This window comes from Thalassobacillus devorans, assembly GCF_011761345.1.
GTDB lineage: Bacteria > Bacillota > Bacilli > Bacillales > Halobacillaceae > Thalassobacillus > Thalassobacillus devorans.
In genome coordinates, this window is the sequence record NZ_JAASRY010000003.1 from 223,396 (window position 1) to 238,585 (window position 15,190).

Sequence of the window (15,190 nt, forward strand, 5' to 3'; positions counted from 1 at the left end):
CCTCATATTAGGGATAAACTATTAAACTTGTATTGAGAGAATGTTAAGGGTTTGTAATTTTCGATAAATTTTACCAAGGCCTAGAATTGTGGTTAATTAGTCCTTGTTATACGAAGTCCTTTATTAATTCTAATTAACTATATAAAATATTTCGTGATGCGAAATATTCAAAAGGTAACTAGGCCTAAAAACCTTTATTTTTCCCCTAATCAGTCCTATGATATCAAAATATTCTGATAACATTGTCTTTCCTAGATTTTGGTATTACGATAACTCTAATATAAGAAGGGAGGATAGATTACTAGTTATTGCCTATGCATTAGGGTTGCTCCGACGATTGACCTTCGTGTTTTCCCCACCATGAATCCTACATAAGTAAGCATTTTAGTTAAATCAGGGAGGGAGATAAGTTTGAAGAAAAAGAATTGGTATTGGGTAATTGCACTCCTTTTTCTTGGTGTGGTTGCTGGCGTCATTTTTTCTCAGCAAAACATATCGACATCTACATCTGTAGAAGAAGTTCCCTCAAAAGCGGAAGAGAGCCAAGTAGACGATGAAGGGTTCGTAGAAAAGGGACCAGGAAAACGGGATGATTGGTTCATGACGCAAAAAGGATATGAAGAGGAAGAAATCCCGAGAGATGCTTTTCGTAAAGCAGTCAATCAAGCTTCAGAACTAAGGAAGATGACTTCCAAGGAAGCTCCTGGTGCGATCAACCAGGAATGGAATTTCAATGCCCCAAGTGAGGTTGGCGGAAGGGTAGTCGATGTAGTTGTTGACCCAGACGAAGCAGATACGATCTATATCGGAGCTGCTTCCGGGGGCGTCTGGAAAAGCACAGATGCCGGTGATACTTTCGAATCTGTCTGGGACGATGAGCTTGTGCAGTCAATTGGTGCTGTTGCGATCACTTCAGATGGTACCCTTTACGTAGGAACCGGGGAGGCGAACCCTGGTGGCGGAAGTGTCGTATTTGGCGGAAACGGTGTCTACCGTTCCGATAACGGCGGAGAAAGCTGGGAACTTATTGGATTAGAAGAATCGAATTCTATCGGCCGGATTGTCATTGATCCGGAAAACCCTGAACGAATTTTCGTAGCAGCGACAGGACCTTTGTTCCATGAAGGAGAACAGCGCGGCCTGTACCTCTCTGAGGATGGGGGCGATACCTGGGAAAAAGTCTTAGCAGGTGAAAATGAAACAACAGGAGCGGTCGATATTGCCATTGATCCTGATAACTCGGACCGTATCTATGTAGCAACGTGGGATCGGATCCGTTATCCAAATAAACGCCAATACGGCGGGGAAGGGTCAGGAATCTACCGTTCTGAAGACGGGGGATCGACATGGGAGCAAGTCACAGAAGGGCTTCCGGATGGCGATTTAGGACGAATTGGGCTGGCTGTATCTTCTACAAATCCAGAGAAAGTATACGCTACCGTAATTGAAACTAGCGGATATTTCGAAGGGTTTTACATTTCAGAAGACTACGGTACCACATGGGAAAAGCAGGACCATCCGAAAAATCTGGCAGACTCGCAGTCTTCCTTCGGCTGGTGGTTCGGCAGGAATTACGTCGACCCGGAAGACGGGGATCATATCTTCGTATCCGGCGTACAGCTGATGGAGTCAAAAGATGGCGGGCAGACGTGGTCAGCCACCAATGGACGCGAGGTCCATGCTGACCAGCATGGAATGGCATGGGATCCAAAAGAACCTGGACGTGTCTACTTAGGAAATGATGGCGGGGTCTATCGATCAGAAGATAACGGAGATGTGTCAAAAGAATGGGTCAAAGCAACCTATGAGCCGTACACCCAGTTCTATACCCTCACCGTAAGCCATGAGGATCCAAGCCGCCTGGCTGGAGGCACACAGGACAATGGTTCGATCCGTTCCTGGGGAGAAAATGGCTGGAACAATTATTATTATGGGGATGGATTGGCTAATCTGATCAACTATGAAGACCAGGACAATGTATTTGCCTGTTACCAATATGGGAATTGTGCCCGTTCCATCGATGGCGGGGAGACCATGATCAACTTTACAGGTGAAACGGAATCTGACAGACGAAACTGGCTGACCCCGCTTGTATTTGATCCAAATGACCCTTCAATTATGTATTATGCCGGTAATATTCTCAATCGATCTACTGATGGAGGGGAAACCTGGGAAGCAATCAGCCCGAGCCTTTCCGATGCGGAAAGCGAAGATGCTTATCCGTTTGGAACAATCACTACTGTAGCGCCTGCAAAATCAGACAGTAACACCTTATATGCCGGTACGGATGATGGACGTTTATGGACAACTAGTGACCTTGGTGAGGACTGGGCGGAAATTGAACATGAGAAGCTTCCAGATCGATGGATCACAAGAGTCGCAGTCGACCCGAAGGATGAGAAAATCGTTTATGCTACCTTCTCAGGCTTCCGTTCCGGGGATAACGCTGCGCATGTAATGAGAAGCAAAGATGGTGGAGAAAACTGGAAAGATGTCAGCAGCAATCTTCCGGAGGTTCCACTGAACGATATCATCATTCATCCGAAAAAACGGAATGTCCTATATGCTGCCAGTGATGTAGGTGTCTTTGTTTCCCCTAACGGCGGTAAGAAGTGGTACAGCCTTGGGGAAGGTATGCCATTGGTTCCGGTCATGGACCTTCACTACCATGAGCCCTCCGGTACGCTTTTTGCTGGTACATTCGGACGGGGAGTATATGAAATAGAGCCAAAAGGCTGGTAATCTATCAACTTTCGAGAGGGTGTACGTATCCCGGGCACCCTCTCTATTTTTAAATGGGAGGAATTAGATGATAAAAGCTAGTGCTAAGGGGTGGCTGCTGTCTATTAATCTATTCATCATTGCGTTGTTTGCAGTAACAGCCCCGGTAAGCGCGGAAGAACAGGGGTCTGCCCATCAACTGCAGGATGGTGTGACAGAGCCTGTTTTCTCTTATGAAGATGCCATTCGTGAAACAGTCTATGTGGAATCCGATTTAGATACAGATAGAAATGGAGAGCCGGATCGGATAGCTGTCGACATCATCCGTCCAAGTGAAACAGAGGATGGATTAGAGGTGCCGGTAATCATGGATGCGAGCCCTTATTATGAAAGGCTTGGCCGCGGTAATGAATCAGAAATAAAAGATACGGACGGTGACGGGGTAAATGACCAGTTTCCGTTATTCTATGACAACTATTTTGTTCCAAGAGGGTATGCAGTCGTGCTTCCTGATATGGTAGGCACAAATAATTCTGGTGGCTGCCCGAACACAGGAGGTCCAGAGGAGACGGAGAGTATCAAGGCCGTGGTGGAATGGCTGAATGGCAATGCGCCCGCTTATACAGAAGACGGAGTAGAAGTCACTGCTGACTGGACGACAGGGAAAGTCGGCATGATTGGAAAATCCTATGACGGCACGCTTGCCAATGGAGTAGCTTCCACCGGTGTGGAAGGACTCGAAACGATTGTACCCATCGGCGCCATCTCCAGCTGGTATGACTATTATCGTTATGGTGGCTTGATTTATTGGAGGAATGGGCCTTCTGGCCTTGCTAATGCTGTAGTCAGTTCTGAACGCCGAGAAGCATGTGCAGGTGTCCGGGAAGAAATGGCTCAGGAAGCAGACGATGAAACAGGGGATTACAATCAATTCTGGGATGAGCGCAACTATGTCCCGGACGCTGACAATGTAGAAGCTAGTGTGTTTTTGATCCATGGATTGAATGACTTCAATGTAAAACCGAAGCATTTCATGCAATGGTGGGAAGAGCTGTCAGCAAATGACGTACCTAGAAAAATCTGGCTTACCCAGACAGGACATGTGGATCCATTCGATTTCAGAAGAGACGAATGGGTAAATACACTGCACCGCTGGTTCGATCATTGGCTCCTTGATATTGACAACGGCATTATGGATGAACCGATGGCCGATATCGAACGCGGAAAAGACGAATGGGAAACATATGAAACGTGGCCGGCAGATGAGGCCAGGGAAACAAAGATCAGGCTCGCTCCTGCTGACGATGAATCCCCTGGCACCTTGACCACGGGGCCTGTACGGGGAAACTTCGATCAGTTCTTTATCAACGACCCGAGTCAGTCGGAAAGTGATATGGCAGCGAATGAATTCACAGAAAGCGAGAACCGTCTGATGTTTTTATCGCCTGAATTGGAAGAGGAAGTAAGATTCAGCGGCACACCATCGGTGGAAATTCGTTCGAATGTCGATATGGAAGATGCCGGGCTGACTGCCTTGATTGTTGACTATGGCAGCGATGAACGGATCAACCACACGAATCGCGGCGAAGGGATCCGCACCCTGGACGTTGAAGATTGCTGGGGTGAGAGTATAGAAGGCGACGACGCCTGCTATAAACAAACAGAAATCGTTACCCATGAAGCTCCATATGAAATTGTGACGCGCGGGTGGATGGATGCGAAAAACTGGAAGTCCCTATCCTATGAAGAATGGCTAAAACCGGACAAAAACTACCATTTCCGGTTTGACTTGCATCCGGAAGACTATGTGTTCAAACCAGGTCACCGGATAGGTGTAGTTATTGCAAGCAGTGACCGCAGGTATATAAACGCATATGATGAATCAGTAGAGTTTGAGGTATCACTTGGACAAAGTACCGTTACACTTCCGGTTGTCGGAGGGAAGCAGGAACTGGGCTTTTAATCTGAAAAAAGGCTGGCCATGATGAGGCCAGCCTTTCCTATTAAACTTCTACTATTTTTTGCTCCTTTTCAGTAATGACTCCATGGTTCATCAAAGCAAGCATGAATACTTTGCCGATCGTAGCCATGGAGCTTTCATCCACATCAAATTTAGGGTGGTGATGGGGGTAGATGGCGTTGATTTTTTCATTTTTTCCACCAACAAAGAAAAACGTGCCAGGGACTTCTTTTAAATAATAGGCAAAATCCTCTGCCCCCATAAACGGTGGCATTTGTTTAACATCGAATCCCGGTAAGTTTTCTTCTGCTAATACCCTTAATGAAGCTGTTTCCGCTGGGTGATTATATAAAGAAGCATGGCCGAAATGGTAGTCGACACTTATATCAGCACCAGTCTGAACTTCCAACGCTTCTGCAGTTTTTTGTATTTTGTCTTTAATCATTTTCCGAACTTTTTCATCATATGTCCGTACCGTACCTTTTACCGAAGCAGAATCAGGAATGACATTTAGTGCTTCTCCGCTATGAAAAGATCCGACAGTGATGACAGCTGCTTTTAATGGATCTACGTTTCTGCTTGCGATTTGCTGCAAACTCATGACAAGCTGGCTGGCTGCAACAACAGGGTCTATGGTTAAATGAGGGAGAGCTCCATGCCCGCCTTTTCCCTGGATATCGATTTCAAACGTGTCAGCTGCCGCCATTGTAAAACCTTCGTTGAATAGAATTTCACCAGTATGGTTATCGGACCAGACGTGTGCCCCATAGATCGCATCAACCTCTTCAAGGCAGCCATCAGCAATCATCGCTTCTGCACCACCCGGGCTGACTTCTTCGGCAAATTGATGAATGAAGACGACCGTTCCGGCAAGTTTATCTTTTAATCCGCTTAATACTTTTGCCACTCCTAACAGCGCTGCAGTGTGAACATCATGGCCGCAAGCATGGCTGACACCATCCACTTTTGATTTATAAGCTACATCTTTTTCGTCCTTCATAGGAAGAGCATCAAAATCTGCTCTTAGCGCAATGGTTTTTCCTGGGTGATTACCGTGTAAATAACCGACCACACCATTCCCGCCGACTCCTCTTTTTACTTCCAAACCTAATCCTTCTAAGTATTCTGCAATTAGTTCGGGGGTACGTTGTTCCTGGTGTGAAAGTTCTGGATGCATATGTAAATCTCTGCGAATTTCCACTATTTCTGAATGTTGCTCATCTAGTAATTGGAACATTGATTGAATCATGAAAAAGCCTCCTAATAATCTACCATAATATAAAAAACCACTTTGCAATTATTCACTATAACTTATATAATATACAACGTCATTCAAGTTATCAACTCGTTAAATGTTGTGAAATGAGGATTTAGAGAGGGTGGTAGAATGGTATAATTGCATAAAAATAATATTGGGGGTATGAATATAAATGAGTGCGCAACCTGAAGAGAATATGGAAAAACATCATGAAAAAAGTAAAACTAAGAAAACATGGGAGATGCCAGATACATACGTTATTCTGTTTTTGGTGCTATTATTAGCAGTTATTTCCACTTATCTTGTGCCGTCTGGCTCCTTTGAAAGAGAAGTTGTGGATGAAGTAGAACGAGTAGTCCCTGGTACATATACAACAGTCGAAGGAAACCCTACGGGATTCATGGATATATTCTTAGCATTGCAGACTGGAATGATAGAGTCCGCCGGATTGATTTTTCTAGTGTTATTTGCCGGTGGAGCTTTTGAAGTAGTGGAGCGTTCTGGAGCCATCAAGGGAGGTACGGGCGGTCAATAAGACACAAGGAAAAGAGTTCTGGTTGATTGCTGTAGTATCTGTATTGTTTGCCCTTGGGGGAGCAGTTGGAGCTGTAGCTAACTCCGTCATTCCTTTTGTAGCCATCGGAGTAATTATCGCAAGAGCACTGAAATTAGATGCGATTGTTGCTGTAGCCATCACATTCGGTGCTACATTTGCCGGCTTCAACGTCGGTTTCCTGAACCCTTATACAGTCGGGATTGCCCAATCGATTGCGGATATACCCCTGTTTTCAGGAATGCTGCTGCGGGTGATTGCTTTTGTTGTCATTGTAGGAGCGACCATCATGTACACTTGGTTCTACGCTAAAAAAGTATTAGAGGATCCAGGTAAAAGTCTGATTGGAGTATTGGACGCGGAACAGGGAAGTAAGGGGGAACTGACCGCACCTTTTACCGGCCGTCATAAAGTCATTCTTTCTTTTGTAGGAATTTCTTTGCTGTTTTTCATTTTTGCCACCATTCAATATGAGTGGACAATCGACCACATGGCTGCCTTTTTCATCATAATCGGGCTCGTTTCCGGCGTGATTGCCGGAATGAATTACAACAAACTTGCGATTACTTTTTTAGAGGGCTGCCAGAAGCTTGTATATGGGGCCTTGATTATTGGAGTGGCAAGAGCCATATTAATTGTTATGGAAAACGCGGCAATTCTTGATACATTCGTTCATGCATTATCAATACCATTGGAAGGACTGTCGCCTGTATTCGCAGCATTAGGTATGTTTGTAGCTAATGGTGCCATGAACTTTCTGGTGCCATCGGGATCCGGCCAGGCTATGATTGCCATGCCAATACTCTCACCACTGGCAGATATGATTGGGGTCACACGACAGGTTGCTGTCCAAGCCTATCAATTTGGTGATGGATTTACCAATAGTATTTTTCCTACCTCGGGTCCACTGATGGCCAGTTTAGCCGTTGCAGGAGTCTCTTGGATCAAGTGGGCAAAATGGATGCTGCCGTTGCTGTTAATCTGGACGGTTATTGCTATCGCCATGCTGGTGATTGCTGTCATGATCGGCTGGGGGCCAGTATAAAACTTCAAATGACGGGCCATCTAAGAAAGGATGGCCCGTTTATTTTTGAAACACCCGCAATGCATCTGCGACCTTATGGGCGAACGACAAAGGTGGTTCTACGGATTGAAAATGAAGATATAATATTGTTGGCTCCGCAAACAGCCAATGGTTATGCAATGCGCTGACCAGGATGCCATTTTTCTGCAGTATCGAAATAAATGGATAGACCTCCTCTTCTAAAATCACCGTCTCTCCCATATTCAACGCCCAACCATTCTGATCCAATGACTCGAACATCATCTCGGCATGTAATTCTGCTTTGCTGGGACGGCCTTGAATTGTTACCTTTAAGTCACGTTCAAGTTCCACTGAACAGACCCCATGCTCGAACTTCGATTCTCCTCCCAATATTCTTCCAAACTGTTGGCATAGTTGTTTCCTATTCATAGTGATCAACTCCTTACTCTTCAACATATGTGGCACATAAAAAAATATGGCTGAACTTATCAGTATTCATCCGGCATGCATGGGTTTGCTGAGAGGTTTCTGGGGAACATAACTACAAACTATCTTAAGATGGAAAAGGAGCGATCTATTCCGATGAATGCAGTAACTCCAGTCCCACGTGAAAAAACATTGGATAATAGCCTTGCTTTGTTGAAAGAAGGTTACCATTTCATTCAAAACAGATGTGAAACCTATGGGTCGGACGTTTTTGAAACACGATTGTTAGGAGAAAAAGTAATCTGTATGAGTGGTGAAGAGGCCGCCGCACTTTTTTATGACAAGGATAAATTCACGCGCCAAAACGCTGCGCCAAAACGGATTCAAAAGACACTGTTTGGAGAGAATGCTATTCAAGGGATGGATGGAAAAGCCCATGAACACCGGAAACAATTATTCATGTCCCTGATGACAGAGGACAGGCTGCAGGAGCTCGCCGATCTGACAACAGAAGAATGGCGTGCCCGACTTTCGCTGTGGGAAAAGGAAGAGGAAACCGACCTTTTTCAGGAAGCGAAAGAAGTGCTCTGCCGCGTTGCTTGTCACTGGGCCGGCGTTCCGTTAGAAGAGGAAGAAGTAAAAGAGCGGGCAGATGACTTCTGGGATATGGTCGATGCCTTCGGAGCGGTTGGGCCGAGACACCGGCAAGGAAGAAAAGCCAGAAGACGAGGCGAAGCGTGGATTAAGAAAATAATTCATGAAGTACGCGACGGCGAACTGGAAGCAGAAGAGGAAACCGCCCTTTATGCAATGGCCTTCCACCGCGATTTGGACGGCGAGCATCTTGACTCGCAAATGGCAGCCATCGAATTAATTAATGTGCTTCGTCCTATCGTCGCGATTACAAACTTTATAGCTTTTAGCGCATTAGCTTTGCATGAACATCCGGAATATCACAGGAAATTGAAGACAGCGGATGATGCCTTTTTTGAGATGTTTTCCCAGGAAGTACGCCGTTACTATCCGTTCGGACCGTTTTTAGGAGCACGTGTGCGCAGGGGGTTTATCTGGAATGATATCAAATTCGAAAAAGGCCGGCTTGTATTGCTGGATATTTACGGAACCAATCATGATCCCCGCCTCTGGGAAGAACCGTATAAATTCTATCCGGACCGATTTCGTGAATGGAATGGAGGTCTGTTCGACCTGATCCCGCAAGGAGGCGGTGACTATTATAAAAACCACCGCTGTCCGGGAGAATGGGCAACATTACGTGTTATGAAGGCGAGCCTGGATTTTCTAACAAAAAACATCAGCTATCACGTTCCCGAACAGGATTTGAGCTACAGCACGGTAAGAATGCCATCTGTCCCCGAGTCAGGAATAATTCTAAGCGAAATCAAAAGAAAATAAATAGCATAACATCGAGTGTGAAATCAGGAAGGTTTTACACTCGATTTCTTATGACCATTGGGAACGGAAAGTCGTGAGCAGACAGTCTTTATAGATGTGTTAAAGACCATAAGCCGGCGAAACATCCGCGGGGATGGTCATTACAGCATAGATAAAGACCACACGGAACCTTCAATACTTGAGGGACGGTCATAAGAAATTGCATAAAGACCATCAGGAAGAAGGTAACCTGGTTTAACAGTCCTTATATACAGAGAAAAGGTCAGCTGAAATTTACTTTCATTGAATCCGGAATTTTTTCATACAATAAATTTGGGGTGAGAAAATGCCAAGAGTGAAGTACAGAGATTCAGATGTTGCCTTAATGGCGAGGATGATGAGAGCGGAAGCCGAAGGAGAAGGAAAGCAGGGAATGCTGTACGTTGGCAATGTCATTGTTAATCGCGCGATAGCTGATTGCTTGGATTTTAAAGATGTAAGAAACATTAATGATGTCATTTTTCAGGTGCAGGGTGGAAATTATTCTTTTGAGGCTGTCCAAAAAGGTAATGTATTTTATAACAGGGCGAGGTCCGTGGAAAAAAGGTTAGCAAAAAAGAATTTAGACTATTGGAGGCAACACCCAGCGAAATTTGCTCTTTGGTATTTTAATCCATATGGTCCGTGTCCGCCAACTTGGTACGGCCAGCCTTTTGCTGGTCAATTTAAAAATCATTGTTATTACGAACCACAGCCAGATACGTGTGATAGTGTGTATATGGGTTAGGGTTCCTCAGAGCATACTTAACTTGCTCGGGAAGAAACAGAATAAGAACCTCAAAATAAGCCCGGATCAACAAATCCGGGCTTATTTAAGTTTCTTATGATCGAAATACCTGCCCTCCCGCAAAATATTTAATAATAATTGTTCTTCCCATGCCAGAAAATCAAGATATGGTTCGAAGGTATAAATGGGAGCCTGTCCCCGATTTCTGTATTTGTTTGTAAACGTTTACAAACAATATAAATATGATACACTTATGCAGTGAAATTGTTTCTTGGAGGGAGAATTATGGGAAAAAGAAAGAACGATGAAGCTATTAATGAAGCGGTCGGTGAAAAATCGATCAAGAAGCTGGAGTTCCGCGGCGGTGTTTTTGCTGCGACGATTCCATTGGTATTTTTTATCATCTGGGCGATCTCGCTCAGCGTGGCGAAGCTCGTCACGGAAGAAGCGCTGGTCCTTGGTATGGTTATCGGGATTGCGCTCGGACTGTTTTTTACAAAATCGAGATGGTCGGATTACGCTCAAAGTCTGTTCTCAGGTATGGCGCAGCCGATCGGGGTCATCGCGGTCATTGCCTGGTTCTGGGCTGGAATGTTTGCGACACTGCTATCTGCCGGCGGGTTAGTCGATGGACTGATCTGGTTTGGATTTCAAACTGGTGTAGAAGGTGGTATGTTCGTCGGTTTGACGTTCCTGCTTGCCGCTCTATTTGCGACGGCAGTCGGGACAGGCTATGGAACCGTAGCTACTTTTGGTATTTTAATGTATCCGGCAGGGGTCATCCTTGGAGCTGATCCGGTTATCTTATTAGCAGCGATTTTGAGTGGTGCCGTGTTTGGGGATAACCTGGCGCCTGTATCCGATACGACGATTGTATCGGCAACAACTCAGGACGCCGATGTACCTGGTGTAGTCCGGTCCAGGTTCAAATATTCGATTGCAGCTGCAATACCGGCATTGATTTTATTTGTCACCTTTGGTGGCGGAGGTTCAGCTGAAAGTGCGGCAGCTCTTCAGGAGTTCCAAAGTCAGGTTGGTCCAAACGGGTTATTGATGCTTTTGCCATTTATTCTCGTCCTTTACCTTGCCTTATCGGGCCATCACTTACTGACGTCTCTGACTTGGGGAATTGTTGCATCTATTGTGTTCATTTTTCTGACAGGGACAAGCCTGACCAAAGTCCTCCATGTCTATCGCGATGAGTCAGGAGATGCAGTCATTGAAGGGGCATTGATGAGCGGGATTGGTGGTTACTTTAATATGGCGATCCTGATACTGTTTATTCTGGCAGCCGCTCACTTGATGGAAGTGGCCGGAACCATGGAAGTAATCAAAAACTTCTTCTTGAATATCATTAAGAATGTTGTCCGCAGAGCGGAGCTTTCCATGTTCGCAATCGTCGCCTTCTTAAATGTCTTTATCACTATCAATACCGCAGCAGAAATTGCGGCGGCGCCATTTGTAAGAAAAATCGGTAAAGAAATGAACATCCATGCATACAGAAGAGCGAACTTTCTTGATACCGTGACCTCGTCCCTTGGCTATATCTTCCCTTGGAGTGGTGGTGTGCTGCTTGCCTGGGCAACCATCCAGGGTGCTGCACAGGAATATGATTTCCTTCCAGTTGTAAGTCCTACCGAAGTGTTTCCATATGTCTTCCAAGGCTGGGGGCTATTGCTTGTCATGCTGATTGCGGCATGGACAGGCTGGGGTTTACGTTACAGCGGAAAAGATGGCGAAGAAATCAAGCCGAAAGACTATGAAGGTTCGAGATAAAAGTAAGGCTAAGACAAACAGAAACCCGGGCAATGAACAATTCATTGCCCGGGTTTACTTTTATCACAAATGTACAAATGTATTATGGACCTTATCCTTGTTTGACGAACATAGGAAGTTCGGTATGCCCCATTTCACGGACGTAGACGAATAAGTTTCCTTTATGATGGATTTCATGATCCATCGCCAAATTCAACACATGTTCTGCTGGAAGCTTGGTACCAAGCATTTCTGTCAAGTCAATGGTGGCAGAAAAATCTTCATCTGACATGGATTCGATTAATTTCTCCGTTTCTGTCGTGTACACTTCTGCCAATTCGTTCAAGGAAGTTTCCTCTTCATTTTCAAATAGCTCACTCGCCTGTTGCTGAGCTGCGGCAGAAGTGAACTGATAAAAACTTTTCAGCATGTGATGCGCTAATGTGCGTGCAGTCATAGAAGTAGGGGTTGGCTGATAATCGACATGCTCTGTCCCAATTTTTCCGATTAATTCATTAGTCACGCTGCGATGAGATGAAAAATATTGCTTAAACTGCTCGTTCTTATCCATTTGGACTCCTCCCTATTGATATTACTTCTTTCAGTTTATAAGAAGGGATGCGTCAAAATAAACAGATATGCTTTTTTCTGATACGCTTAGAATGGATAGAATCATAGAAAGGAGAATGAAAGATGGCACAATCACTGACAGGTAAAGTAGCTCTGGTCACTGGAGCAGGAAGAGGGATCGGTAAAGAGACTGCGCTTGCCTTAGCAAAAGAAGGCGTTAATGTCGGGTTGATTGCACGAACGGAAGTGGCATTGAAAGAAGTAGCAGCCGAAGCAGAGACACTTGGTGTCCAAGCAGCCTATGCTGTCACTGACGTTTCTTCAGAAGAAGAAGTCGAAAAAGCAATTGGAAGTTTGACAGATAAACTCGGTACTTTTGATATCCTTATCAACAATGCAGCAATCATGAAAAAAGGGAACTTCCTGGAAATGGACCCGGAAGATTGGAAGCAAACCATTGATGTCAATTTGTATGGTGTCTACCATGTTACCCGAAACGTTTTGCCGCAACTGATTGAAAAACAGGGTGGAGACATCGTCAATATTTCATCCATGTCCGGCTTGAAAGGAACCGCTGGATCGACCGCTTACAGTGCTTCTAAGTTCGGTCTGCTGGGGATGAGTGAAGCTCTAATGCAAGAGGTAAGACCACATAACATCCGTGTATTTGCCATGACACCTAGTATGGTGGCCACAGAACTAACTGGTAAAGGCGATATTACCGAAGAAGAAAAACAGAAATTCATGCAGCCGGAAGACATCGCTGAATATATTATCGCCCAGTTGAAGCTCCATCCACGTATCTTTATCAAAACATCCGCCCAATGGGCAACCAACCCATTCTAATCACACAACTTCCCCCTGAGACTTACCATCTCAGGGGGATTTTTTAATTTTCAAAAAAATGAAATGAAGAGACCTCTTCTAATAGAGATTCGAAAAGATAGGAAGAAAAATGAATGATACAAAAGCAGTAGGGTTCCGTAATTCACTTATGGCAGGTGGTCAGGGAAATGACGAGACTCCTCGAAAATTCTACGCATTTTCTTCGTGCGGTGTTGATTTAAGAAGAAATTTCAATGTCCAGTGGGATAATAGTACAGGGTGAGACCCCGGAAGGCGTAGCCTGAGGAGGCTGACGATATGCCACGGAAAGCGAGTTATTTCCCTGACCAACCTTCTCCCCATATCTTGGACAAAACCTCTCAGCTGCAGTTTTTTCACAATTTCCCTATTACAGGTTATTAGCCAATTTACTAGAATCATGGACAATCACCTTTCCCTTTCTTCCCTATTTTCATAGGTTATAAGAACTCCAAAGAAAGGTAGGGTAAAGGAAAATGTTTGGTTATTCGATGGTTCAAATGGTAAGAGCGCATGCGGAGAAATTGGAAAAGCCGCTTCGGGAAGAAATTCTGAATAGTTACCGCCCATTCAAATGGACGCCATGCTTTTTGCACCGTATGTTTGAAGGTTATGTGAAGAAAAGAAAAAAGCTTTCCCTGGTTGTCGAATTTGAAGACAACTATTATAAAGCAGACTGCATTAAGCTCCACGAAGTGCTGGAACGCCACCATGGATGTACCTTCAAGCACGATTTCGCAAGGGTATCGTGCTGCAGCGCCCAAGTAACCCCGTCAGGACTGGAAGATCTGTTAGCAAATTGTAACCATATTAAAAAAGTTTATCTTAACAGAGAAGTGAATGCACTACTTGATGTAGCTGTTCCTGCAGCCAATGCTCATAATATTATACGGGATAGAACAAGATTGACAGGTAAGGGTGTGACAATCGCGATTGTCGATACGGGAATCCATCCCCATCAGGACTTAAACGGACGAATTACAGGATTTGTAGATTTTATCAATGATCGCAGCGAGCCTTATGATGACAACGGCCATGGCACTCATTGTGCAGGGGATGCTGCAGGTGATGGGTCCGCCTCTAATGGCAAATATCAAGGCCCAGCTCCTGAAGCTGACCTGGTCGGTGTAAAAGTGCTTAATAAGATAGGTTCAGGGTCACTGGAAACAGTTATGCAAGGCGTGGAATGGTGCATACAGTATAACGAAGAAAACTCAGATAACCGTATTGATATCATCAGCATGTCCTTAGGAGCAGCTGCACAGAATTTCGGTTCAGAAGATGAAGACCCGATGGTAAAGATAGTCGAAGCTGCCTGGAATGCAGGAATCGTGGTTTGTGTAGCCGCAGGAAATGAAGGTCCTGATCGGAAGACAATTGCAAGCCCTGGAATCAGCGACCAGGTCATCACGGTCGGTGCCTTAGATGATAAAAACACTGCTGAAACGAGAAGTGACGATGAAGTAGCTAATTTTTCCAGTAGAGGACCAACCATTTATGACGTCACAAAGCCGGATATATTAGCACCAGGAGTTAACATCGTCTCCTTACGATCACCTGGCTCTTACCTGGATAAAGCACAGAAAACAGCCAGAGTGGATGACCACTACTTTATGCTTTCAGGAACATCGATGGCTACACCGATATGCGCTGGTATCGTCGCTCTGGTAAAGCAAAGGCACCCGGAAGCTTCTCCAAAAGAAATAAAAGACCGCTTAATGAACAATGCTGATCTATGGAAGGACAAGAACCCAAACGTATATGGGGCAGGTTATATCAATGGAGAAAAAACCATAAATTAACACTTGCATTCCCTGGAAAGGGGAGTGCGATTTTTCTGTAAATTTAAAGTTATTCAC

The 15,190-nt window shown here is 44.9% G+C and carries 12 protein-coding genes; 9 read left to right on the plus strand and 3 right to left on the minus strand.

Going from position 1 to position 15,190, the window contains the following annotated elements; genetic code table 11:
- Positions 1-411: 411 nt before the first annotated feature.
- Both FHS45_RS12130 and FHS45_RS12135 read left to right on the plus strand, forming a co-directional pair.
- A complete protein-coding gene (locus FHS45_RS12130) occupies positions 412-2,742 on the plus strand; it encodes a WD40/YVTN/BNR-like repeat-containing protein (RefSeq protein ID WP_062443151.1) in 2,331 nt (776 codons plus the stop codon).
- Between the two features lie 67 nt (positions 2,743-2,809).
- Entirely contained in the window at positions 2,810-4,684 is a 1,875-nt protein-coding gene (locus FHS45_RS12135) for a Xaa-Pro dipeptidyl-peptidase (RefSeq protein WP_062443148.1), read from the plus strand.
- Positions 4,685-4,724: 40 nt separating this feature from the next.
- Here FHS45_RS12135 and FHS45_RS12140 read toward each other — a convergent pair whose 3' ends face one another.
- Positions 4,725-5,930 carry a M20 metallopeptidase family protein gene (locus tag FHS45_RS12140; protein WP_062443145.1) on the minus strand — a complete coding sequence of 402 codons (1,206 nt, stop codon included), beginning with the start codon at positions 5,928-5,930 and terminating at the stop codon, positions 4,725-4,727.
- A 181-nt stretch (positions 5,931-6,111) separates the two neighbouring features.
- Between FHS45_RS12140 and FHS45_RS20350 the strand changes: the two genes are divergently transcribed.
- Together FHS45_RS20350 and FHS45_RS12145 are read left to right on the plus strand one after the other, a co-directional pair.
- Positions 6,112-6,474, plus strand: coding sequence for a hypothetical protein (locus FHS45_RS20350; protein ID WP_258953966.1), 363 nt, complete (start codon positions 6,112-6,114; stop codon positions 6,472-6,474).
- Between the two features lie 22 nt (positions 6,475-6,496).
- The gene (locus FHS45_RS12145; protein WP_258953965.1) at positions 6,497-7,537 is read left to right on the plus strand and encodes a YfcC family protein; all 1,041 of its coding nucleotides are present in this window, start codon (positions 6,497-6,499) and stop codon (positions 7,535-7,537) included.
- A gap of 39 nt (positions 7,538-7,576) precedes the next feature.
- Here FHS45_RS12145 and FHS45_RS12150 read toward each other — a convergent pair whose 3' ends face one another.
- Positions 7,577-7,966, minus strand: coding sequence for a DUF1259 domain-containing protein (locus tag FHS45_RS12150; protein WP_062443142.1), 390 nt, complete (start codon positions 7,964-7,966; stop codon positions 7,577-7,579).
- A 129-nt stretch (positions 7,967-8,095) separates the two neighbouring features.
- Between FHS45_RS12150 and cypC the strand changes: the two genes are divergently transcribed.
- The 3 genes from cypC to FHS45_RS12165 all read left to right on the plus strand — a co-directional run bounded on the left by cypC (position 8,096) and on the right by FHS45_RS12165 (position 11,918).
- Positions 8,096-9,376 (plus strand): CYP152 family fatty-acid peroxygenase CypC, encoded by a 1,281-nt coding sequence (gene cypC / locus FHS45_RS12155; protein ID WP_229717907.1) that lies wholly within the window; start codon positions 8,096-8,098, stop codon positions 9,374-9,376.
- 325 nt (positions 9,377-9,701) lie between these two features.
- Complete coding sequence (locus FHS45_RS12160) at positions 9,702-10,142, plus strand: cell wall hydrolase (protein ID WP_062443136.1); 441 nt, start codon at positions 9,702-9,704, stop codon at positions 10,140-10,142.
- 285 nt (positions 10,143-10,427) lie between these two features.
- Positions 10,428-11,918, plus strand: coding sequence for a Na+/H+ antiporter NhaC family protein (locus tag FHS45_RS12165; RefSeq protein ID WP_062443133.1), 1,491 nt, complete (start codon positions 10,428-10,430; stop codon positions 11,916-11,918).
- Positions 11,919-12,009: 91 nt separating this feature from the next.
- Here FHS45_RS12165 and FHS45_RS12170 read toward each other — a convergent pair whose 3' ends face one another.
- Positions 12,010-12,468: a DinB family protein gene (locus FHS45_RS12170; RefSeq protein WP_062443130.1), complete on the minus strand. Its 459-nt coding sequence runs from the start codon at positions 12,466-12,468 to the stop codon at positions 12,010-12,012.
- A gap of 122 nt (positions 12,469-12,590) precedes the next feature.
- Between FHS45_RS12170 and FHS45_RS12175 the strand changes: the two genes are divergently transcribed.
- Complete coding sequence (locus FHS45_RS12175) at positions 12,591-13,313, plus strand: 3-ketoacyl-ACP reductase (protein WP_062443126.1); 723 nt, start codon at positions 12,591-12,593, stop codon at positions 13,311-13,313.
- Between the two features lie 494 nt (positions 13,314-13,807).
- Positions 13,808-15,133, plus strand: coding sequence for a S8 family peptidase (locus FHS45_RS12180; protein WP_062443124.1), 1,326 nt, complete (start codon positions 13,808-13,810; stop codon positions 15,131-15,133).
- Positions 15,134-15,190: the final 57 nt, after the last annotated feature.